At 69.8% G+C, this 21,741-nt stretch carries 22 protein-coding genes; 14 read left to right on the top strand and 8 right to left on the bottom strand.

Features of this window, described 5'->3' with window-relative positions; translation table 11 throughout:
* The first annotated feature begins 26 nt into the window (after positions 1-26).
* The 6 genes from ACZ6C6_RS11095 to ACZ6C6_RS11070 all read left to right on the top strand — a co-directional run bounded on the left by ACZ6C6_RS11095 (position 27) and on the right by ACZ6C6_RS11070 (position 9,083).
* Complete coding sequence (locus ACZ6C6_RS11095) at positions 27-2,888, top strand: M4 family metallopeptidase (protein ID WP_469201396.1); 2,862 nt, start codon at positions 27-29, stop codon at positions 2,886-2,888.
* A gap of 560 nt (positions 2,889-3,448) precedes the next feature.
* The gene (locus ACZ6C6_RS11090; RefSeq protein WP_469201394.1) at positions 3,449-5,362 is read left to right on the top strand and encodes a GMC family oxidoreductase; all 1,914 of its coding nucleotides are present in this window, start codon (positions 3,449-3,451) and stop codon (positions 5,360-5,362) included.
* A gap of 77 nt (positions 5,363-5,439) precedes the next feature.
* Positions 5,440-6,606 (top strand): ferritin-like domain-containing protein, encoded by a 1,167-nt coding sequence (locus ACZ6C6_RS11085; protein WP_469201393.1) that lies wholly within the window; start codon positions 5,440-5,442, stop codon positions 6,604-6,606.
* Complete coding sequence (locus ACZ6C6_RS11080) at positions 6,603-7,151, top strand: hypothetical protein (protein ID WP_469201391.1); 549 nt, start codon at positions 6,603-6,605, stop codon at positions 7,149-7,151. The genes ACZ6C6_RS11085 and ACZ6C6_RS11080 overlap by 4 nt, the downstream gene beginning before the upstream one ends.
* Positions 7,152-7,170: 19 nt before the next feature.
* The gene (gene iolE, locus ACZ6C6_RS11075; protein ID WP_469201389.1) at positions 7,171-8,088 is read left to right on the top strand and encodes a myo-inosose-2 dehydratase; all 918 of its coding nucleotides are present in this window, start codon (positions 7,171-7,173) and stop codon (positions 8,086-8,088) included.
* Between the two features lie 2 nt (positions 8,089-8,090).
* On the top strand, positions 8,091-9,083 hold the full coding sequence (locus ACZ6C6_RS11070; protein ID WP_469201387.1) for a sugar phosphate isomerase/epimerase family protein: 993 nt from the start codon (positions 8,091-8,093) through the stop codon (positions 9,081-9,083).
* Positions 9,084-9,207: 124 nt separating this feature from the next.
* Here ACZ6C6_RS11070 and sodN read toward each other — a convergent pair whose 3' ends face one another.
* Positions 9,208-9,603 carry a superoxide dismutase, Ni gene (sodN, locus tag ACZ6C6_RS11065; RefSeq protein ID WP_136330979.1) on the bottom strand — a complete coding sequence of 132 codons (396 nt, stop codon included), beginning with the start codon at positions 9,601-9,603 and terminating at the stop codon, positions 9,208-9,210.
* Positions 9,604-9,726: 123 nt separating this feature from the next.
* On the opposite strand from sodN, the gene sodX reads away from it, so the two are divergent.
* Complete coding sequence (gene sodX, locus ACZ6C6_RS11060) at positions 9,727-10,233, top strand: nickel-type superoxide dismutase maturation protease (RefSeq protein WP_469201385.1); 507 nt, start codon at positions 9,727-9,729, stop codon at positions 10,231-10,233.
* On the opposite strand, the gene ACZ6C6_RS11055 is transcribed toward sodX, so the two are convergent.
* Positions 10,137-10,766: a CGNR zinc finger domain-containing protein gene (locus tag ACZ6C6_RS11055; protein WP_469201383.1), complete on the bottom strand. Its 630-nt coding sequence runs from the start codon at positions 10,764-10,766 to the stop codon at positions 10,137-10,139. The two genes, sodX and ACZ6C6_RS11055, sit on opposite strands and share 97 nt — an antisense overlap.
* Positions 10,767-10,976: 210 nt before the next feature.
* On the opposite strand from ACZ6C6_RS11055, the gene ACZ6C6_RS11050 reads away from it, so the two are divergent.
* On the top strand, positions 10,977-11,465 hold the full coding sequence (locus tag ACZ6C6_RS11050) for a SigE family RNA polymerase sigma factor (protein ID WP_469201381.1): 489 nt from the start codon (positions 10,977-10,979) through the stop codon (positions 11,463-11,465).
* Positions 11,462-12,235 carry a hypothetical protein gene (locus tag ACZ6C6_RS11045; protein WP_469201379.1) on the top strand — a complete coding sequence of 258 codons (774 nt, stop codon included), beginning with the start codon at positions 11,462-11,464 and terminating at the stop codon, positions 12,233-12,235. The genes ACZ6C6_RS11050 and ACZ6C6_RS11045 overlap by 4 nt, the downstream gene beginning before the upstream one ends.
* Positions 12,236-12,296: 61 nt before the next feature.
* Here the strand turns inward: ACZ6C6_RS11045 and ACZ6C6_RS11040 are convergent, their stop codons facing one another.
* From ACZ6C6_RS11040 to ACZ6C6_RS11030, 3 genes are read right to left on the bottom strand one after another with little or no spacing between them, the layout of a single operon-like run.
* Entirely contained in the window at positions 12,297-13,058 is a 762-nt protein-coding gene (locus ACZ6C6_RS11040; protein ID WP_469201377.1) for an amino acid ABC transporter ATP-binding protein, read from the bottom strand.
* On the bottom strand, positions 13,055-14,011 hold the full coding sequence (locus ACZ6C6_RS11035; protein ID WP_469201375.1) for an amino acid ABC transporter permease: 957 nt from the start codon (positions 14,009-14,011) through the stop codon (positions 13,055-13,057). Before ACZ6C6_RS11035 ends, ACZ6C6_RS11040 begins: the two co-directional genes overlap by 4 nt.
* Positions 14,012-14,039: 28 nt before the next feature.
* Entirely contained in the window at positions 14,040-15,008 is a 969-nt protein-coding gene (locus ACZ6C6_RS11030) for an ABC transporter substrate-binding protein (RefSeq protein WP_469201373.1), read from the bottom strand.
* 526 nt (positions 15,009-15,534) lie between these two features.
* On the opposite strand from ACZ6C6_RS11030, the gene ACZ6C6_RS11025 reads away from it, so the two are divergent.
* The 4 genes from ACZ6C6_RS11025 (at position 15,535) to ACZ6C6_RS11010 (ending at position 18,696) form a co-directional block, all read left to right on the top strand.
* On the top strand, positions 15,535-16,746 hold the full coding sequence (locus ACZ6C6_RS11025; RefSeq protein ID WP_383306381.1) for an NAD(P)-dependent malic enzyme: 1,212 nt from the start codon (positions 15,535-15,537) through the stop codon (positions 16,744-16,746).
* Positions 16,747-16,908: 162 nt separating this feature from the next.
* A complete protein-coding gene (locus tag ACZ6C6_RS11020; RefSeq protein WP_469201371.1) occupies positions 16,909-17,880 on the top strand; it encodes a zinc-binding dehydrogenase in 972 nt (323 codons plus the stop codon).
* Positions 17,881-17,911: 31 nt separating this feature from the next.
* Entirely contained in the window at positions 17,912-18,121 is a 210-nt protein-coding gene (locus ACZ6C6_RS11015) for a helix-turn-helix domain-containing protein (protein WP_018102716.1), read from the top strand.
* On the top strand, positions 18,121-18,696 hold the full coding sequence (locus ACZ6C6_RS11010) for a Clp protease N-terminal domain-containing protein (protein ID WP_469201368.1): 576 nt from the start codon (positions 18,121-18,123) through the stop codon (positions 18,694-18,696). The genes ACZ6C6_RS11015 and ACZ6C6_RS11010 overlap by 1 nt, the downstream gene beginning before the upstream one ends.
* Before the next feature lie 31 nt (positions 18,697-18,727).
* On the opposite strand, the gene ACZ6C6_RS11005 is transcribed toward ACZ6C6_RS11010, so the two are convergent.
* Positions 18,728-19,720 (bottom strand): PadR family transcriptional regulator, encoded by a 993-nt coding sequence (locus tag ACZ6C6_RS11005; RefSeq protein ID WP_469201366.1) that lies wholly within the window; start codon positions 19,718-19,720, stop codon positions 18,728-18,730.
* A gap of 1 nt (position 19,721) precedes the next feature.
* Positions 19,722-20,579, bottom strand: a complete 858-nt coding sequence (locus ACZ6C6_RS11000; protein ID WP_469201364.1) for a DUF4097 family beta strand repeat-containing protein — start codon at positions 20,577-20,579, stop codon at positions 19,722-19,724.
* A gap of 160 nt (positions 20,580-20,739) precedes the next feature.
* Between ACZ6C6_RS11000 and ACZ6C6_RS10995 the strand changes: the two genes are divergently transcribed.
* A complete protein-coding gene (locus ACZ6C6_RS10995) occupies positions 20,740-21,558 on the top strand; it encodes a hypothetical protein (RefSeq protein ID WP_469201362.1) in 819 nt (272 codons plus the stop codon).
* Between the two features lie 3 nt (positions 21,559-21,561).
* On the opposite strand, the gene ACZ6C6_RS10990 is transcribed toward ACZ6C6_RS10995, so the two are convergent.
* Positions 21,562-21,741 (bottom strand): DUF6104 family protein, encoded by a 180-nt coding sequence (locus tag ACZ6C6_RS10990; RefSeq protein WP_003992906.1) that lies wholly within the window; start codon positions 21,739-21,741, stop codon positions 21,562-21,564.

Below are 21,741 nucleotides of genomic sequence, written 5' to 3'. Positions count from 1 at the left end.
GCTTTCGTGGCAACCGGAGGAGCACCGTGCGGACTTCAGCACGCAGACGAGCAGTTGGTTCACAGGGACGCCGCACCGGCGTCGTTGTCGGGCAGGGCATAGCCGCGCTGCTGGCCACGGCGGGCCTGATGGCCACCGCCATGCCGGCAGCTCACGCCGACACCGCGGCCGCCCCCGCCGCGTCCGAGACCACGCCGGGCAGTGAGACCGACACCCCGTCGCTCGTGACCGGTCTGAACGAGGAGGTCGCCGCCACCGGCAGCGCGGCCGACGCCGCCCGCGGCCACCTCAAGGCCAAGAAGGGCCGCTACCACATCGCGGACACCTCGGCGAAGGACCTGACGGCCGTCGGGACCATCACCGAGAAGGGCGGCAGGGAGACGGTCCGCCTCCAGCAGAGGTACAAGGGCGTCAAGGTTCTCGGCGGCCAGTACGTCGTCCGCATGACGAAGAAGGGCGGCAAGCGCGCCGTCACCGGCACCTCCGGCAACTACTTCACCAAGCTGAAGCTGGACACGGTCGCCCCGAAGGTCTCCGAGAAGACCGCCGTCGACCGTGCGATCGCCGCCGTGTCCACGCAGTTCGGCGGCGGCCTCCTGCGAGCCCCGGCCAAGGGCGGGAAGCCCGCGTCGGCCGCCCTCACGGGCAAGGCGGGGGAGCTCACGATCCTGCCGCAGGGCACGGGCGTGCTGACGCGGCACATCACGGTCACGGGCACCAACCCCGCGGACGGCACCGCCGTCAAGCAGGAGGTGTACATCGACGCCCACTCCGGCTTCCCGGTCATGCAGTACAGCGGCATCCAGTCGTTCGGCGCGACCGGCGCCGCCGCCGGTGCCGCGGGCGGGACCGCGGCGCTCCCGGACGAGGCCACCCCGGCGGCCGCCCCGTCGTTCGTCGTCAAGGGCTCCGGCGTCCGGTACAACGGCCAGAAGGTCGACCTCAACCTGTACAAGGGCGCCGACGGCACCTACCAGACCTACGACTACGGGTACCGCGACGCGGACAACCCGTACCAGGGCCCGCTGCTCCAGACCTGGGACGCGAACGGTGCCGACGTCTCCAGCGCCTCCGGTGTCTGGCCGTCGGCCGCCACGATCGTCAAGTCGGCCACTCCGGATCTCGGCGCCGAGTACACCAACTCGGGTGTGGTGGACGCCCACTGGGCGGCCAACAAGGTCTACGGGTACTACAAGGACCACTTCGGCCGTAAGGGCCTCGACAACAACGACGGGTACATGTACTCGATCGTCGGCGTCACCGCCAACGGCAAGTCGTACGACAACGCCTTCTGGGACGGCACCAAGATGGTGTACGGCAAGGGCGGCGGCGACTACCGCACCTTCTCCGCGGACACCGACGTCGTCGGCCACGAGATGACGCACGCCGTCACCCAGCACTCCGCGAACCTCGTCTACGCGGGCCAGTCCGGCGCGATGAACGAGGCCATCTCGGACTACTTCGGCAACGCCATCGACCTGGAGGCCAACGGCCAGTCGATGGACGACCCGGACTCGGGCCTCCTCGGCGAGGACCTGTGCACCACGCTCGGCCCGCGCGAGTGCGCCCTGCGCGACCTCAACGACGGCGCCACCACCTCGAAGAACTTCATCGGCGTCAGCTACCGCAGTGACAACGGTGGCGTGCACCTCAACTCCACGATCTTCTCGGGCGCCCTGTGGGACATGCGCCAGGACCTCGGCGCCGACTTCGCCGACCAGATCGTCTACCGTGCCCTGACCGCGTACATGACCCCCCTGGACGGCTTCACCGAGGGCCGCGCGGCGGTCGTCGCCGCCGCGCAGGAGCTGGGTGCCACCAAGGCGCAGCTCAAGATCGTCCAGCGCTCCTTCGACGCGCACGGCATCGTGCCCGGCTGGGAGAAGGCGCTCGGCGTCGACACCGACACGATTCTGGGCAAGGTGAACATCGCGGGCACCGGCCTCGGCGCCGGCGGCGGCAAGTACGCCGTCTCCCGCTCCAACGAGGACGGCAGCGAGCCCTACTCGGTGTGGGTCGGCAACACCACCGGCAAGGGCCAGCCGCAGCTGGTCAGCCCGAACAACGGCAACTACAACGTGTACGCGGACACGGACGGCACGAACGTCGCGTGGGCGGAGTACGGCTCCTCCTGGGTGAGCTTCCACGTGCGCCCCGTGAACGGCGGCACGGACAAGGTCGTCGGCAACGTCGGGGCGAACGTCACCGCGCTCGCCCTCGACGGCGACCTCCTCGTCTACAGCTACGTCAACCCGCAGAGCGGCGCGGTCCAGAGCCGCTACATCAACATCAAGACGGGGGAGACCAAGGAGCTCTCCGAGAACCCGGTCCAGGTCACGACGCTCGCCTCGGTCCACGACGGCAAGATCGCCTACGCCAAGATGTGGGCCGAGTCCGACGGCTACAAGCTCGGCGTCGAGGTCCTGGACACCGCCACCGGCAAGAAGACCCTGATGCCGATCGACCCGACCGACGTGGGGGGCCTGGGCCAGACGGCCGTCACCGACGACGGCGTCTTCTGGATCGAGGACAACGACCTCACCGACACCGGCGAGGCCGCGGTGCGCCGCGCGGACTTCGACGGTACGAACCCGGTCACCGTCACGCCCGAGGCCGGCACCGGCGCTCTCCCCGCCTACTCGCTGACCGCGTCGGACGACGCGCTCACCATCACCTCGCTGCCCTTCGCCACCTCTTGGGCCAACGAGAGCCTGCCGAAGCTGTACCAGGTCGCGCCCGACGGCAAGGGCGGCCCGAAGCGCGTCTCCTGCAACCGCGGCGACCAGGTCTACGGCGCGGCCGACGAGGGCAACCGCGTCCTGTGGCTGGACGGAACGACCGGCTACACCAACCTGGTCAAGCGCGACCGCCCCGCGGGCAACTGCTGACCTGACCCTGCAACACCTTCGCGGCCGGACTCCTTCGGGGGCCCGGCCGCTCGTGTTTCACGCCATTCCCGCGCCATGAACCGGGCGGGGCACTGCCGGGCGGTACGCCCCTCACGCCCGGAGGGTGGGACCGCCGCGCGGTCGTATCCCGCCTTCGCCTGTCGGCCGCGTCCTCGCGAGGCCCTATGAGCCTTTTACCAGTAGGCTCAACTGACTTGTCAACCACCGGAGTTGACCTAAACGCGCTGATTACGCCCGATCGATGGGTTTCCCGACGAGATCCCAGTCGAGACAGCGCGAGTGACGACGTCATATGCAAGCCTCGTGGCGAGGCCCTTCCCGCGATCCACGGCGGATCAGCGCGCGGAAATTGCTCACTGCCATGGTTTCCCGGCTCGAAATCGGATGCCGGACTTCTTCTCCTTCATCATCGGCGGCGGTGACGGGCCTTCGACAGCCGTTCGATCACCATCCGTTCCGGCGACAGGTGGGAATTGCCACCGGGCTGGTCGGCCAGTAATTCGGGGTGAGGTCACCCCCAGAGGCGACAAGGGGCATCAATGACGTCGTTCGACGACACAGACCCGGTGATTTTCCCGGCGGGAGCTGCGACGCAGACCAGCGCGGCGGAGGCCGCGAGAGTTGAGTGGGATGCCGTGATCGTCGGCGGCGGCATGGCGGGTTCCATCGTCGCCGAGCAGCTGAGCCAGGCCGGCTACCAGGTGCTGGTCGTCGAAGCCGGCCCCGGCAAGGATCTGGACCTCGCGGAGTACGAGTCGTACCTGTCGCGGTTCTACGGCGCGGTCATCAAGGACAACCAGTCACCGTATCCGTTCAACCCGAACGCCCGGATGCCCAGGAGCACCGACAAGATGCCGGTGAATCCGGCGACACCCCGGGACGACTTCTACCTCGTGCAAGAGGACGCGTACTGCTCGGACACCACGTTCACCCGAGTCCTCGGCGGCACCTCCATGCACTGGGAGGGGAAAGCCCTGCGCATGCTGCCCGAGGATTTCGACCTGCGGACCAAGTACGGCCAGGGGCTGAACTGGCCGCTCAGCTATGACGATCTGGAACCCTATTACCGGCAGGCCGAGGCCGAACTGGGTGTGGCCGCTGACGTCGAGGACCAGGCGTATCTGGGAATGCATTTCCCGGAGGGGTACGTGTTCCCGATGCACCGCATGCCGCCGTCCTATCTCGACAAGACGGTCGCCCGAGGCGTGGACGGTATGCAGGTCAATCTGGCGGACGACGATTACACCCTCCGGGTGCGGAGTTTTCCGCAGGCCCGGAACGGCGTGCCGAACGCCGCGTACGACGGAGGAAAGGGTTTCGTCCCGGTCGGTGCGGTGAGCACGAACCAGGTGGAAGAGGGCGAACGCTGCCAGGGGAACACCAACTGCGTTCCGCTCTGCCCCGTGCAGGCCAAGTACCACGCGGGTAAGACCCTGACCAAGGCGCTCCGCAAAGGCAACGTCAAGCTCCTCACGCAGGCGGTCGCGTCCAAGGTCGAGGTGAACGAGGAGAACCGCCGGGTCACCGGGATCACCATCAAGAACTACCAGTCGCTCGAATCCAGCAATTACGAGACGCACACGGTCAAGGGCACCGTCTACATTCTCTGCGCGCACGCCATCGAGAACGCCCGGCTCATGCTGGCCTCCGACATGCAGCGCATGAGCCGCAGCCAGCTGATCGGCCGCAACCTGATGGACCACGCGTACCTGCTGTCCTGGGGCCTGCTGCCCGAGCCTGCCGGCACCATGCGGGGCACGTCCTGCACGAGCGGGATCACCGACCTGCGCGGCGGGCGGTTCCGCGGCACCCAGGCGGGATTCGGCGTGGACATCCACAACGACGGCTGGGGATGGGCGACCGGCTCGCCCTACACCGACCTGGTCGAACTCGTGGACAAACAGGGCCTGCACGGCAAGGAGTTGCGCCGGACCCTCGGGAATCAGATCTCCCGGCAGCTGCTGCTGGCCTTCATGATCGACCTGCTGCCCGACCGCAACAACACGGTCACGGTGGACGACCGGTACAAGGACGCCCTCGACAACCTGAAGCCGGTCGTGTCGCTCACGATCCCGCCGTACACCATGCGGGGCGCCGCGTTCGCCCGCAGCCTCGCGACCGACATCTTCGCCAAGCTGGGCGCGGAGGAGCGGACCGAGTACGACAAGGACCGCTACAGCGCGGTCGAGCACGAGGGCCAGTGGTACAACATCGTCGGCGGCAACCACCTCGCGGGCACCCACATCATGGGCACCGATCCGACGAACTCGGTGGTCGACCACACCCAGCAGTCGTGGGACCACGACAACCTCTACCTCGTCGGGCCCGGCAGCCTGCCCTCGATCGGTACGTCCAACATCAGCCTGACCATGGCGGCGCTCGCCTTCCGCAGTTCGAGCCACATCGTCAGGTATCTGCGCGCCGCGAAGGCCCCGGCCACCGTTCGCGGCTAGACGGCCCACAGACCGGCGGCCCGTGTGCGAAACCGGCCGCCGCCCCCGCCACCGCCACCGCCCACGATTGGGAGAGCATGTCCGTTTCGGAATCGGAGCCGTCCCAGGACTCCAGGATCAAGACCATCGAGGAACTGCGCGAATACCTGTACAAGGGCCTCCAGCTGGAGCACGCGACGCTCCCGCCCTACCTCACCGCCCTCTACTCGCTGCACCCCGGGAAGAACTCGGATGCCTGGCACGTCATCAGGGTCGTGGCCGTCGAGGAGATGCTGCACCTCACCCTGGTCGCGAACGTCCTGAACGCCGTGGGCGGGACTCCGGACCTCACCAGGCCCGGCTTCGTACCCGACTATCCGACGCTCCTGCCGTGTGGTCCCGACTACTTCAAGGTGCATCTCCGGCCGTTCTCGCGCGAGGCTCTCGACACGTTCCTGAAGATCGAGAAGCCGGCGCCCCCCGCCGACGAGGAGGACAGGTTCGTCCCGGTGGACTGGGCGGCCCTGGGGCTGGCGTCCGACGGCGTGGCGCCACCGTCGGAGCGCCTGGCGGAGATCGAGGAGTCCGGCACCGTCCTCGGCCTCGTCCCCGGAGAACCCACCCTGCGTTTCGCGAGCATCGGTGAGTTCTACGAGGAGATCATGCGGGGCATCAACCACCTGGAGGACCAGGCCCGGCAGGCGGGTGCGACGATCTTCACCGGCGATCCCGCCCGCCAGGTGACCCCGGAGTACTTCTACTCGGGTGGCGGCGATGTGATCCCGGTGACCGGGCGTGACACCGCGGTCGCGGCGCTCACCCTCGTCGCGGAGCAGGGCGAAGGGCTGTACGGCGGCATCTTCGACAGCCAGGACGAAATCGCCCATTACTACAGGTTCCAGCAACTGGAGAAGGGGCGGTACTACCAGAAGGGCGACACACCGGGTCATCCGTCCGGCCCCGATGTGAACGTCGACTGGGATGCCGCCTATCCGGTGAAGCCGGACATCAAGCTGGCGGATCTCGCGGAACACCCGGAGATCCTGGCGGCGGCCGAGGAATTCAACCGGTCCTACGCCACTTTCCTGACCAACATCAACCTGGCCTACAACGGCCGGCCCGACCTGCTGCTCAAGGCCGTCTGGGAGATGTTCCGCATTCGCGACAGCATGAACCGGCTCATCCGCAACCCGCTCACCGGGCACGGGGGAGTCCACGCCGGCCCGACATTCGAGATCCAGACCGTCGAAGGAGGAACACCGTGACGCGAACAGCGACCGCGGAAGAGGAACTGCGCGCATTCGTGAAGTTCTCTGCCACTGTCACCGGATTCAGCGAGTTCGACCTGTGGGGAACCGGTCAGGCGGAGGCGTACTACGAAACGGTCGTGGCTCAAGAAGGGTCGGACGCGCTCCGGAACGCGATCTCGTCCGATCTCTCCGCCGCCCCCGCCGATCCGGTGGTGAAAAGCATCATCAAGCTCTGGTACGTCGGCGTCTGGTACGGCCCCGAACTGACGGGGCGCGTGGACGTGGCGGCCTGGACGGCGCCCGGCCGCAGCGGAGCGAAGCCCGCCGTACCGGATGACAGCCAGCCCGAGGAGAGCCTGCCCGGACCGGCCGCGACCGGGCCGCAGCAGGCCGGGGAAGGCGGTGCGGGCGTCAGCGAGGAGCGCACACCCCCGTTCGTCGTCTCCCCCGACTCCTACACCGAGGGCCTGCTGTGGCGGGCGATCGGCGCCCATCCGTCCGGAGCGAAGGCGCCGGGCTACGGGTCGTGGGCCACCCCGCCCGCTCTCGAAAACCACTGAGCGGAGAAGAGGAAACGCAATGACGAGCACCGTCCCGAACCTGGGCCCCGACAAGGTGTCGCTCGGCGTCACGCCGACCCTGTGGTGGAACGACGACTTCCCCCTGATCGACAAGGGAATCCCGTTCGAGCAATGCGTGAGCGAGATGGCGCTCGCGGGATTCCAGGGCTGCAGCATCGGCCACAAATACCCGGCGGACGCCGCAGCTCTGAAGGCGGCGCTCGACCTCCGCGGCCTGAAGGTGTCCGAGCCCTGGGTGAGCACGTATTTCACCATCGGTGAAAAAGACCGGACCATCGCGAATTTCAAGAGGCAGCTGGAGTTCCTCAAGAAAGTGGGCGGCCATGACATCGTGGTCGCGGAGTTCGGGCAGTCGTCCCATCTGCAGCCCATCCCCGTTTTCAAGCACCGCCCCCACTTCACCCGCCCGGACTGGGACCTCCTCACCAGCGGGCTCAACGAGATCGGCAAGCTGGCCGCGGACAGCGGGATGCGGCTCTGCTACCACCACCACATGGGCACGGGCGTGCAGACGGCCGAGGACATCGACAAGCTGATGGAGGGAACCGACCCGGACCTCGTGCATCTGCTGTTCGACACCGGGCATCTCCAGCTCGCGGGCGACGACCCGCTCCGCACCGCGGAGAAGCACAAGCAGCGGATCAAGCACGTGCACCTCAAGAACGTCCGCGAGCCGGTCGCCGAGAAGGTGAAGAGCGACGACCTGTCCTTCGAGGAGGGCATCCGGCAGGGCGTCTTCACCGTGCCCGGAGACTCGGAAGGGATGATCGACTTCAGGCCCGTCCTCACCACGCTGGGGAATGCCGGCTACGAGGGATGGCTGGTCGTCGAGGCCGAGCAGGACCCGGTGCTGGCATGCCCGCTGAAGTACGCCAAGATGGCCCGCGCCTACCTCGCCGAAGTCCTGGGATGGTAGCGATGGGCGCGCGTGACATCTACCTCAGCTTCTTCATGTTCACGGTCAATCTGCACCCGGACGATCCCCAGTACACCGAGGTCGTCGTCCGGCACATGGAGAAACTGCGGAGCCTCGGGTACGCGGGCTTCGACATGCCCGTCTTCCCGAATGGCACGGGCGACCCGCAGGGCGACGTAATCCGCTACGAGAAGCTCAGGGAAGCCCTCGACACGGCCGGCCTGGCGGACGTGAGCCTGACCACCAACGTGGCCACGACGCCGGCCTTCAACCCCACGTCGCTGATCCCCGAGGAACGCGAGGCAGCCCTCGTCTACCTCAAGTCACGGGTGGACATCACAGCGGCCCTGCGCGGCACCATCATGGCGGGCCCCGTCCTGTTCCCGTACAACGTCTTCCCCACCCTCGACGGCAAGCCGCTGTGGAGTGACGCGCTGCAGGACTGGCTGCGGCCCCGATACCAGATCGCCCAGCCGCTCTTCGAGCAACTGGGCGCGTACGCGGCGGAGAAGGACGTCCAGGTCGCCATCGAACCCGTCGACCACTGGGAGACTCCGGCCCCGAACATGGTGCGCGACGTGCTCGACTTCCTCGTCGGTGTGCCCAGTCCGCACATCGGCGTGTGTGTCGACAGCTCCCACGTCGTCCTCGGCAGCAGCGGTCCGGAGGCGTACCGGCGCGACATCGAGGATGCCGCCGACCAGCAGCGCCTGCACTACGTCCAGGTCTCCCCGCCGGACCGCGGGGAGGTCGCCGACAGCTGGATCCCCTGGCGTGAGTTCCTCGATCCGGTCCTGCCCGTGTACGACGGGCCGCTCCTCATCGAAGTCTTCAACGCCATCCCGGAGTTTCACGAGTCCTTGCGGCTGACGAGGCGCAAGTTCTGGATCCCGGTGGACGACGAGCCGGTTCCAGGCGTGCCGAGCGCGTACGACGTCGCGGAGGACGCGATCCAGAAGCTCCGTACGGAGCTGGCACCCTTCGAAGGCAGATGATGCCCGGGGAAAGAAGACCGCACCCGGTCCGCCATGGCCGCCGTTTTCGGCGGCCTGCGGGCCGGGTGCGGTCATGTAGGCGCCATGACCAGCGAAACCGCAGGTCAGACGGCCTAGCCAGAGATCAGGCCTTCTTGGTCTCCCAGAAGATCTTGTCGATCTCCGCGATCAGGTCCAGCGCCTTCTGGCCGGTGGCCGGGTCGGTCGAGCCCTTGGCGGCCGAGAGGGCCTTCAGGGTGTCGTTGACCAGCTGGTGCAGCTGCGGGTACTTCTCGAAGTGCGGCGGCTTGAAGTAGTCGCTCCACAGGACCGAGACGTGGTGCTTCGCGAGCTCGGCGCGCTGCTCCTTGATGACCACGGCGCGAGCCCGGAAGTGCGGGTCCTCGTTGGCCTGGTACTTCTCCTGGACGGCCTTGACGGACTCCGCCTCGATGCGGGCCTGGGCCGGGTCGTACACGCCGCAGGGCAGGTCGCAGTGGGCGCTGACCTTCACCTTGGGGGCAAACAGGCGGGAAAGCATTGAGCTGTCCTTCCTCGTGATCGTCTTCTCAGGTGGGACATTACTCCGTGAGAGGCCTGTTTCAGCGAGTGCCCCCAGGGGCTTAGGCCAAAAGTCCGGGATGAGTGTGGGACCAGTGGCCGAATGTACGAAACCCTGTGGGGGACGGTGTACTGGACGGACGGGGAGGAGTTGAGGGAGGTGCCGGAGGTGCCGGAGCCGGCCGACGAGCGGCCCGCGCGCGGGCTGGCGGGGCGGGTGCCGTTCCAGGTGGTGGAGGTGACGGGGCCCTCGATGGTGCCCACGCTTTACCACGGGGACTGGCTGCTCGTGCAGTACGGGGCGCCGGTGCGCCCCGGTGACGTGGTGATCCTGCGCCATCCGTTCCAGCAGGACCTGCTCGTGGTGAAGCGAGCCGTGGAGCGGCGGGCCGGGGGCTGGTGGGTGCTGGGGGACAACAGTTACGCGGGAGGGGACAGCACGGACTACGGGGTGGTGCCCGAGGAGCTGGTGCTGGCCCGGGCCCGGGCGCGGTACCGGCCGCTGACGAAGGATCAGCGCTCGGTGCGCGGGGTGGTGACCTGGGCGGTCTCCGCGCTGCGGCCGCTGTCGGCGGCGCGCTCCGTCTCCAGGCGCTTGCGGGCCCGGTAGGCCGCCACGTTCGCCCGGGTCGCGCAGCGGTCCGAGCAGTAGCGGCGGGAGCGGTTGGTCGAGGTGTCCAGATAGGCGTTGCGGCACGGCGCGGCCTCGCACAGGCCGAGCCGGTCCACGCCGTGCGAGGTGAGGTGGAAGGCCAGGCCCATGGAGGCGATCGCGGCGTAGCCCGCGGTGGCGTTGGACGGGTGGTCCGCCAGATGCATGTGCCAGTCCGGCCTGCCGTCCGCGTCGCGGTCCTCGTGCCCGGAGATCTGCGGGCTGACCGGGAACTCCATCAGCAGCGAGTTCAGCCGGTCCACCGCGAGCCGTTCGTCCCCCGAGTCGGCCGCCTCGAACACCGCGCGCAGCCGGGCCCGGACGGAACGGAACCGGGTCACGTCCGCGTCGGTCGCCCGGCGGGCCGCCTGGCCGCTGGGGCCGAACAGCTCCCGGACCGCGTCGACCGAGGTGAGGGTGTCCGTGTTCCGGGTCGGCTGCTCGGTGTTGACCAGGCGCACGGCGTAGTCCGCGTAATAGGCCAGTTCCACGAGGTGTCCTTACGGCGTCGGGCCAGGGGTGGTGCGAAGCAGGCGTAATGGGTCGCTCAGCGTACAGGGTATTACGGGTGGGGGCCGGGGCGCCCCGGAGGTCGCGGCGCCCCCGAAAATAGCCCCGCGCACGGTGCAACCCGCCGTGCCGGCCACCGCACTGGAAGGGTGAGACGGTCCGCGCCCGCGGGCCGGGGGAGGGACAACCGGATGCGGAGCGATGACCACGCCGCGCTGCACGCCTTCGTGGAGGGCAGGCGTACCGCCCTGTTCCGCAGCGCGTTCCTGCTCTGCGGCGACCGGCACGAGGCCGAGGACCTGGTCCAGACGACCCTGGTCAAGGTGGTGCTCGGCGGCCGGCGGCACGGGCGGCTCGACAACATCGAGGCGTATGCGCGCAAGACCCTGGTCAACACCTTCATCGCGGGCCGCCGCCGGTTCTGGCGCCGCGAGCAGGCGTACGGGGAACTGCCCGACCGGGCCGCCGAGGCACCCGACACCGACACCGGCCTGGCGGTACGGGCGGCGCTCGCCCGGCTCACGCCCAGGCAGCGGGCGGTCCTGGTGCTGCGCTACTGGGAGGACCTGAGCGTCGAGGCCACGGCGGCGACGCTCGGGATGCGGGAGAACACGGTCAAGAGCCACACGGCTCGGGGGTTGGCGGCGCTGCGCGCCGAGATGTCGGAGGTATTGGTATGAACGACGTGCGTGAGCTGCTGGGGAAGGCCGTCGACGACGCGGGACGGCCGGTCATCAGCACGGAGGCGGTGTTCGCCAAGGCGGCCAGGGTGCGGTGGCGGCGACGGGCCGCGGTGACGGCGACGGCGGTGTGCGCGGTGGCGGCGGGGGCGTTCGTCGTGCCGCAGCTCTCTCCGGGGCCGGACACCCCGCAGACCTCGTCCGTGGCGTCCCTGGCGCAGGAGTCCGGCGAGTCGCCGAGGGACGTGCAACTGCTCAAGCTGCTGCCGGATCTGACCGGCACGGTCGAGGAGGTGTCGTTCGCCGACATCATCAAGCATGTCTCGCCGCCGCCGCCCGAGCCCTCCAGGACCGGACCGCTGGACGGGCAGTACGAGATCCGCCAGGACGGCGGCGTCGGTTACCTGACCATCGACGTCATGGACGCGAAGGCCGTACAGAAGAAGCTGGGCGGCGGCCCTGCGGTCAAGGACCTCTGCAAGCCGGAGAACGGCGAGCCGGCCCGTACCGACTGCGTCCGTGAGGAGCTGTCCGGCGGGCGGGTGCTCACCATCTGGAGCGACGACATGGACTACGGCGACGGCACCCCGCAGTGGGGTCCGGAGCTGGTCGCCCGGCTCACCCTGGCGGACGGCTCGCTGCTGGGCGTACGCGACAGCACCGGCTTCGAGGCCGAGGTCGTCCAGGGCCCGATGCTGAAGAACCCGCCGCTCACCCGTGCCCAGCTGCGCGAGCTGATGCTGCGTCCGGAGCTGCTGCCGGCGAAGTGATCCAGGAACGCGGAAGGGCGGTACGGACCGGTGTGGTCCGTACCGCCCTTTCCCGTACCGCCTAGAGCACCTTCGACAGGAACGACTTCGTCCGGTCGTGGTGCGGGTTGGTCAGGACGTCGCGCGGGTGGCCCGACTCGACCACGACGCCGTCGTCCATGAAGACCAGGGCGTCGCCGACCTCGCGGGCGAAGCCCATCTCGTGCGTGACGACGATCATCGTCATGCCGTCCTCGGCGAGGCCCCGCATCACGTCGAGCACGTCACCGACCAGCTCCGGGTCGAGCGCCGAGGTGGGCTCGTCGAAGAGCATCAGCTTCGGCTCCATGGCGAGCGCCCGGGCGATGGCCACCCGCTGCTGCTGCCCGCCGGAGAGCTGCGAGGGGTAGTTCCCGGCCTTGTCGCGCAGGCCGACCCGGTCGAGCAGCCGCTCGGCACGGGCCCGGGCGACCGCCTTGGCCTCGCGGCGCACCTGGACGGGCGCCTCCATGACGTTCTCCAGCGCCGTCATGTGCGGGAACAGGTTGAAGCGCTGGAAGACCATGCCGATGTCCCGGCGCTTCAGGGCGACTTCGCTGTCCTTGAGCTCGTAGAGCTTGTCGCCCTTCTGGCGGTAGCCCACCAGCTCGCCGTCGACGTACAGCCGTCCGGCGCTGATCTGCTCCAGGTGGTTGATGCACCGCAGGAACGTGGACTTGCCGGAACCGGACGGGCCGATCAGGCAGAAGACCTCCTGCGGGGCGACCTCCAGGTCGATGCCCTTGAGGATGTGCGCGGTGCCGAAGGACTTGTGGACGCCCTCGGCCTTCACCATCGCGGTCATGCGATGCCTCCCTTCGGGCGGCCCACCGAGAGCACGGTGGCCCTCAGCTTCTGGAACGGGGTCGGCGGCAGGCTGCGGCTCGATCCACGCGCGTAGTACCGCTCCAGGTAGTACTGCCCGACGCTCAGCACCGAGGTCATGATCAGGTACCAGGCGGCGGCGAGGAAGTACATCTCCACCGGCGCCCCGGACGCCTGCCCGATGTCCTGGGCGTTCTTGAAGAGTTCGTAGAACTGTACGGCCGCCACCAGCGAGGTCGTCTTCAGCATGTTGATGACCTCGTTGCCCGTGGGCGGCACGATCACCCGCATGGCCTGCGGGATCACGACGCGCCGGAGGGTCTTGGCGTGGCTCATGCCCAGCGCGTGCGACGCCTCCGTCTGGCCCTCGTCCACCGAGAGCAGACCCGCCCGGCAGATCTCCGCCATGTACGCGGCCTCGTTGAGACCGAGCCCGAGCAGCGCCGTCAGCAGCGGCGTCATGAAGCTGGACCAGTAGTCCTTGTAGATCGGCCCGAGGTTGATGTACTCGAAGACCAGACCCAGGTTGAACCACACGAACAGCTGCACCAGGACGGGGGTGCCCCGGAAGAACCAGATGTAGAACCACGCGATGGACGAGGTCACCGGGTTCTTCGACAGGCGCATGACGGCGAGCAGGACGCCGCCGACCACGCCGATCAGCATGGACAGGGCGGTGAGCAGCAGCGTCTGGCCCACGCCGTCGATGATGCGGTCGTCGAAGAAGTAGTCCGGGATCGCGCCCCAGTTGATCCTGCCCTGGCTGAAGGCGTAGACGATCGAGGCGAGCAGGCCGATGGCGATCAGTGCCGATACGTACCGGCCGTAGTGCCGGACCGGAATGGCCCGGATCGCCTCCGGTACGGGCGCCGCCGCCGTGGCGGAGGATGCGGGCGGCTCGTCGGCCGGTCCCGTCTTCTTGATGTCAGTCACGGCTGATGCCTTTCAGTGCCGGATCGGGTCAGGACCCGCCGTTCACCTTGGCCTCGGTGACCGCACCGGCCTCGACGCCCCACTTGGCGATGATCTTGTCGTACTCGCCGCTCTTGATGATCTCGTCCATGGCCGCCTTGATGGCCTGGGTGAGCTTGTCGTTGCCCTTGGCGATCGCGATGCCGTACGGGGCCGCCTCGACCTGGTCGCCGACGATCTGGAAGTCCTTGCCACCGCCCGAGGTCTTCACCGCGTACGCGGCGACCGGGAAGTCGGACGAGCCGGCGTCGGCGCCGCCCGAGCGGATGCGGGTCTGCGCCTCCAGGTCGGTGTCGTAGGACTCGATGGCGATCTTCTTGCCGCCGGCGCACTTCTTGGACTCGTCCTTGGCCAGGTCGTGCGAGACGGTGTTGCGCTGGACGGCGATCTTCTTGCCGCAGAGGTCGGCCCAGGTCTTGATGCCCTGGTCGTCGCCCTTCTTGGTGTAGATCGAGACACCGGCGGTGAAGTAGTCGACGAAGTCGACGCCTTCGCCGACCTTCTTCTTCGTCTCCGGGTCGATGCCCTCCTGGCGCTCCTTGCTGTCTGTCATCGCCGACATCGCGATGTCGTAGCGCTTGGCGCGCAGGCCGGTGACCAGGGTGTCGAACGTGCCGTTCTCGAACTTGAACTCGACGCCCAGCACCTTGCCGAGCGCCTCGCCGAGGTCGGGGTCGATACCCGCGGTCTTGCCGGACTTGTCCTTGAACTCGACCGGCGGGTAGGCGATGTCGGAACCGACCCGGATGACGCCCTTGGACTTGATGTCCGCGGGCAGCAGGTCGGCGGGGGAGGCCGTACCGGCGGAGGCGCCGGTGCTCGCCTTGGTCGATCCGGAGTCGTTGTTCTTCGTCTGGTCGCCACAGGCGGTCAGCAGCATGGTGCCGGCGACCGCGATGGCGCCGACCGCGGCGATGCGGGTGGTCGCGGCCGTACGACGGGTGAAGCGTGCGGTCATGTTCGGGTTCCTCCGGCAGGTGGGGACGGTTCGCCAGGCGGTAATGGCACACGGCGTCGGGTGTCGCCGCCTTGTGTGATTACGGCATGTTGCCATGCGGATTAGCCCGAACAGGGGGCCCGGCATGTCAAAATCGGGTAACGGGCGATCCCCGAACCTCTTGAGGCCGGTACACCAGGGCCGGACCTTTTATGGGGTTTCCTTCTCGCGGCCGGAGGATCTGCGGCGCGTCTCGCGTGCCGGACTCAGGTCCGGCACGAGGCTGACCTGTTGAAATGGCAGCCCACTATGAGTCATGTCACGGAGCGCATATGGACTCGTCCGTGACCAGGTCCGTCCGGTAAGAAAGACCTTTACACCCCTCATCCGGGGCTCAGGGCGCGTGTGCGGCGCGCCCGCGCGTACGCAACTCCCCCTGCCGGGGCGGGCCAACCGCCCGGCGCAGGGCACGTACGCGGTGCCCGCCCACCCCTCCTCAACCAGGAGTGGCCACCCTCAAACGATGAAGACTTAAGGGGTCAACACCATGGCAGCGGAGATCGTCAATCCTCGCAGCGACAGCAGTACCGACAGCACCACCGACGAGCCGTTCGATCCGGCCTTCGCGCTCCACCGGGGCGGGAAGATGGCCGTGCGGGCCACCGTCCCGATCCGGGACCGGGACGACCTGTCCCTCGCGTACACGCCGGGCGTGGCGAAGGTGTGCAGCGCGATCGCGGAGCAGCCGGAGCTCGTCCACGACTACACCTGGAAGTCGCAGGTCGTCGCCGTCGTCACGGACGGCACGGCGGTCCTCGGCCTCGGTGACATCGGTCCCGAGGCGTCCCTCCCCGTGATGGAGGGCAAGGCCATCCTCTTCAAGCAGTTCGGCGGGGTGGACGCGGTGCCGATCGCGCTCGCGACCACCGACGCGGACGAGATCGTGGAGACCGTCGTCCGGCTCGCCCCGTCCTTCGGCGGGGTGAACCTGGAGGACATCTCGGCGCCGCGCTGCTTCGAGATCGAGCGCAAGCTCCAGGAGCGGCTGGACATCCCGGTCTTCCACGACGACCAGCACGGCACGGCCGTCGTCACGCTGGCCGCCCTGCGCAACGCCGCGAAGCTGTCCGGGCGGAGCCTGGGCGACCTGCGCGCGGTGATCTCCGGCGCCGGTGCGGCCGGCGTCGCCATCGCCAAGTTCCTGCTGGAGGCGGGCCTCGGCGACGTGGCCGTCGCGGACCGCAAGGGCATCGTGAGCCGGGACCGCGAGGACCTGACCGACGTCAAGCGGGAGCTGGCGGAGCTCACCAACCGGGCGGGCATCTCGGGCCCCCTGGAGGTGGCGCTGGCCGGCGCGGACGTCTTCATCGGCGTCTCCGGCGGCACGGTGCCGGAGGCGGCGGTCGCCTCGATGGCGCCGGGGGCCTTCGTCTTCGCGATGGCCAACCCGAACCCGGAGGTCCACCCGGACATCGCCCACAAGTACGCGTCCGTCGTGGCGACGGGCCGGTCGGACTACCCGAACCAGATCAACAACGTGCTGGCCTTCCCCGGGATCTTCGCGGGGGCGCTGCAGGTGCGGGCGTCGCGGATCACGGAGGGCATGAAGATCGCGGCGGCCAACGCGCTGGCCGACGTGGTCGGCGACGAGCTGGCGGCGGACTACGTGATCCCGTCGCCGTTCGACGAGCGGGTCGCTCCGGCGGTGACGGCCGCGGTGGCCGCGGCGGCCCGTGCGGAGGGCGTGGCCCGACGCTGAGGTGTTGCGGGGGCGCTGCCCCCGTACCCCCGCTCCTCGATCGCCGGAGGGGCTTGATCCTGGCCGCGGCCACTTTCAGCCCCGCCGGCGCTTGAGGAGCGCGGTGCGTGTCACAGGCGCAGGCGGTTACGCACCAGTAAGCCGCCCCCTATCGTCGGCGGCATGTTCGCCGCCTACGCAGCCAGCCTGGACCCCGCCCACCCCCTCAACGGTCTGGAGCTGGGCGATCGCCCAGCCCCGCGGGACCGGCCCGGGTGGACCACCGTCGACGTCCGGGCCGCTTCCCTCAACCACCACGACCTCTGGTCCCTGCGCGGCGTCGGCCTCGCCGAGGACAGGCTTCCGATGATCCTCGGGTGCGACGCCGCCGGGGTCGACCAGGACGGCAACGAGGTCGTCCTGCACTCCGTCATCGGGCAGACCGGGCACGGGGTCGGGCCCGACGAGCCCCGGTCCATCCTCACCGAGCGCTACCAGGGCACCTTCGCGGAGCGGGTCACCGTTCCCGCGTACAACGTGCTGCCCAAGCCCAGGGAACTGAGCTTCGAGCAGGCCGCGTGCCTGCCGACCGCCTGGCTCACCGCGTACCGGATGCTCTTCACCAACGCCGGGGTGCGCCCCGGGGACTCCGTGCTCGTCCAGGGCGCCGGCGGCGGGGTCGCGACCGCCGCGATCGTGCTCGGCCGGGCCGCCGGGCTGCGGATCTACGCCACCAGCCGCGACGAGGCCAAGCGGAGGCGGGCCGTCGAGCTGGGCGCCGTCGAGGCGTTCGAGCCGGGCGCCCGGCTGCCGCACCGGGTGGACGCCGTCATCGAGACCGTCGGCGCGGCCACCTGGTCCCACTCCGTCAAGTCGCTGCGCCCCGGCGGCACCCTGGTCATCTCCGGCGCCACCAGCGGCGACCGCCCCTCGCACGCCGAGCTGACCCGGATCTTCTTCCTGGAGCTGAAGGTCGTCGGCTCGACCATGGGCTCCAAGGACGAGCTGGAGGACCTGCTCGCCTTCTGCGCCACCACCGGCGTGCGCCCCGTGATCGACGAGGTGCTGCCCCTGGACCGTGCCCGGGAGGGATTCGAGCGCCTCGCGGCGGGCGGCCAGTTCGGGAAGATCGTGCTCACTGTCAACAACGGTTGACATCATCGCGATGTCAACGTAAGTTGACACCATGACCGAAGCAACGGATCTCGCCGAGCGGGCGGGCGACCGCGACCCCCGGGTGGGGCTGCGGTCGGTCGCCGCGCTGCGGCGGCTGCTGGAGCAGCTGGAAGCCGTACAAGTCAGAAGTGCCCGCGCCAAGGGCTGGTCGTGGCAGGAGATCGCGGCCGAACTGGGCGTCAGCAGGCAGGCCGTGCACAAGAAGTACGGGAGGCATTGATGTTCGAGCGATTCACCAAGGACGCGCGCGCCACGGTGACCGGCGCCGTGGGCCATGCCGAGCGCACCGGGGCCGCCGCGGTGACCGGGGAACATCTGCTGCTCGCCCTCCTCGACCAGGAAGGCGGCCGGGCCTCCTTCGCGCTCACCGCGCTGGGCCTCGTGGACCGCAGGGAGTCCGTGGACGCCGCGCTCGCCGAGGCCCGCAGGCGCGGCGGCATGAGCAGGGCCGACGCCGACGCGCTCGCGGACATCGGCATCGACCTCACCGCCGTCGTCTCGCGCATCGAGGAGGCGCACGGCGAGGGGGCCCTGCGGGGCGACCGCGGGGGCCGGAGGCGAGCGGGCCGCCCGTCCTTCTCCCGGGAGGCGAAGAAGATCCTGGAGAAGTCGCTGCGCGTCGCGCTCGGGCGCGGCGACCGCTTCATCGGCGGGGAACACCTCCTGCTGGCCCTCACCGCGACCCCCGGCCCCGTCGCCGACGTGCTCGCCGACCACGGCGCGACGTACGCCTCGGCCGAGCGCGCGCTGTACGGGGACGGCGGCGCGGGCGGCCAGGACCGGAAGGCGGGCTGACCCGCGGGGGCCGGCCGCCCGGCCCCCGCGCCTACTTCTCCCCGTCCCCCCGCAGCACCGCGCCGAGATGCGCCGCCGCCGTCGCCAAGTGGCGGCGGGCCTCCGCGAGCTGGGCCTCCGTCACTCCGTGGTCCCTCGCCGCGTCGCGGATCTCGTCGCGGAAGCGGTCGAGCAGGCGGTCCAGATCGCGGGCCGGGTCGCCCGTGCCGCCCGCGTCCCTGCCCCACTCCGGGTCGGTGCCGGCGGCGTCCGGTCTGACGTACGGCCCCCAGCTCCCCGTACGGGCGAAGCCGCCCAGCTGTCCGGTGATCTCGGCCAGGCCCTCGCGGACCCCGGCCGGCCAGTCGCCCCGGGCGAAGTGCTCCTGGACCTGGCGGGCGGCGTTCTGCATCTGCTCGCGCGCCCGGTCCTGGGCCTCCTTCGCCTGGCGGCGGGCCTGCTGGGCGTCCTGGCGGGCGCGCCGGGACTCGTCCTTGGCGCGGCGGGCCTGCTCCTTCCACTCCTGCTTGGCCTTGCGCAGCTCCTCCTTCGCGGAGCGCCACGTCTCGTGATCGCCGAAGTCACCGAACCCGCCGAACGGCTCCTTGCCGCCCGGAGCGGAGCCCGGTGCGGTGCCGGGCGCGGCGCCGGGGGTGTGGCGCGACTCGTCGGCCGCGGCCCGCATCTCGCTGCGCAGCTTGCCCGCCGCCCCGCGCACGTCGTCGCGCATCTCGGCGGCCAGCTCGGAGACCGACTCACGGATCTCCAGCTCCAGATCGGCCAGCTCTCCGGTGCGGTCGGCGAGTTCGGCGCGGCCGGCGTCGGTGATCGAGTAGACCTTGCGGCCGCCCTCCGTGGCGTGCGTGACCAGACCCTCCGCCTCCAGCTTGGCCAGCCGGGGGTAGACCGTGCCGGCCGAGGGGGCGTACAGGCCCTGGAAGCGCTCCTCCAGCAGGCGGATCACCTCGTAGCCGTGCCGGGGTGCCTCGTCCAGCAGCTTGAGCAGGTACAGCCGCAGACGGCCGTGGGCGAATACGGGGGGCATGTCAGAGCACCTTTCCGGTCGGCTCGGCGTCGTACGGTTCCTCCTCGGCCGACGGGCGGCGCAGGAGGGCGATCGAGCCCGATACGGTCGTCGCCCTCAGCGTGCCGGTGCCGGGGCCTAGTGTGCCGGTGATCTTCTTCGCGCCCCACTGGCCGCTGACCCGCAGGTCGTCGAAGCCGTTGGAGACGGAACCGCTCGCCGTGTTCGCCTCGACCCGCGCGTCGGCGGGGTGCGGCAGCCGGATGGCGATCTCGCCGGAGACCGTGGTCAGCCGGATGTCCGTGGGCTTCCCGGTCGGGGCCAGGTCGAGCACCATGCCGCCGCTGACGGACTCCGCCTTCAGGGAGGCACCCGCCCCCTCGACGACCGTCAGCTCGCCGGAGACCGACTTGCAGTGCAGGTCCCCGGTGACGGACTGGGCCTCGATGCTGCCCGACACCGTCTCCGCGCCGGCGGGGCCGGAGAGCTTGACGAGCGTGGTGTCGCCGGTGACGCCACGCACCTCCGTACGGCCCCGGACGCCGGAGACGAAGGCCCCGGCGCCGACCACGCCGACCTCCACCGAGGAGCCGGCCGGGACCGCGAGCGAGACGACCGCGGTGCGGCGCCACTCCTTGCGGTCGAACCACTTCAGCAGGCTCTGCCAGGTCAGGTCCTCGTACGCCACGGTCAGGACGCCGTCCTCCTGGGTCACGACCAGCGGCGGCCCGTCGATGGCGGAGACCTCCAGGCGCGCGGTCGGCTCGTCGGTGCCGACCACGTTGACCGTGCCGTTGACGATGCGCACCTTCAGCGCGGTCACGGGCTCCTCGAAGGCCAGTTTCCGCGGCGCGGCGACGGCCCACGTCGAGACAGGCATGGATCTGACCTCCCGATAGCACTGGCGACGCAACATATCGCGTCTCTTGAAGAACACGATATATCGCGGCATGGGGAAGTCAAGGAGAGGGGCTCGGGGGCGGGTGTGCAGGGTGCGCAAAACACCACAAGAAGGGGCAAGGTGTCCTACGGTGTGAGGCATGGACGCGACCTCACCCGTGGGTGCCCTGCTGCTGTGCCGGACCGTGCCGGACGCCGTGCGCCCGGTCGCGCAGCTGCTGCGCGAACCGCTGCTGCTCGCGCCGGCCGGACCGGGCTGGAGCGTTCTCGTGCCGGAGGGGGAGCCCTGGCAGGGCGGCCGCCGGGCCAGGGCGGGGGAGGGGGAGCGGGCCGAGCCCGTCGACCGGGTGCTGGGCGGCTGGGCCACCGCGCTCGCGGTCGGCTCCACCTGGCCGGTGCTGGCGCTGTGGTGGGACGGCGACCGGGCCGGATACACGCTCGCCTCGGGATTCCGCCGCCCCGTGGGCTACGTCTGGCTGGCGGACGGCACCCCGGCCGGTGAGGACGAGGCCATGCGTACGTTCGCCGAGCGGCTGGGGCTCGACCCCGTACTGGACGTGCAGTCGCTCGAAGCGCTCACCCGCCCCGACCCGGACGCCGACGCCCGGGCCCGGCTGCGCGGACTGCTCGCCGTGCTCACCCGCACCGGCCTCGCGCTCCCCGCCGAGCCGGGCACCGGGACGTGGGAGGGGGCCGAGCGCATCGAGTGGCCCGGGTGGCGGGACGCGGTCAGGGTCGACCTGAGCGCGGTGGAGAGCAGCCGGTTCGGACCGTGGGTGCGGGGCCCGCGGGCGCGGGCACTCGCGGGCGCCCAGCTCGCGGCCGGACTGCCGCTCGCCCTGTGGGGAGCGGCCCGGCGCAGCGGCGGCTGGGCGTTCGCCGGGCTGCTGCTGATGGCGCACGGGGCGCTGGGACTCGCGTACGACCGTGTACGCGAAGGGCGCCCCGGCGGGGAGTGACCCCTACTCGTCGTCCTCGTCGTCCAGACGGGCCAGCCAGGTCGCGAGGCGCTCGACCGGCACCTCGAAGTCGGGATTGAGGTCGACGAAGGTACGAAGCTGCTCGGCGAGCCACTCGAAGGTGACCTCCTCCTCGCCTCGCCGCTTCTCCAGCTCCTCGATACCGCGGTCGGTGAAGTACAT

The organism is Streptomyces sp. NPDC041814, from assembly GCF_055590565.1.
Note: the sequence above shows the minus strand (reverse complement) of the source record. Positions and strands in the feature narration are given on the sequence as shown.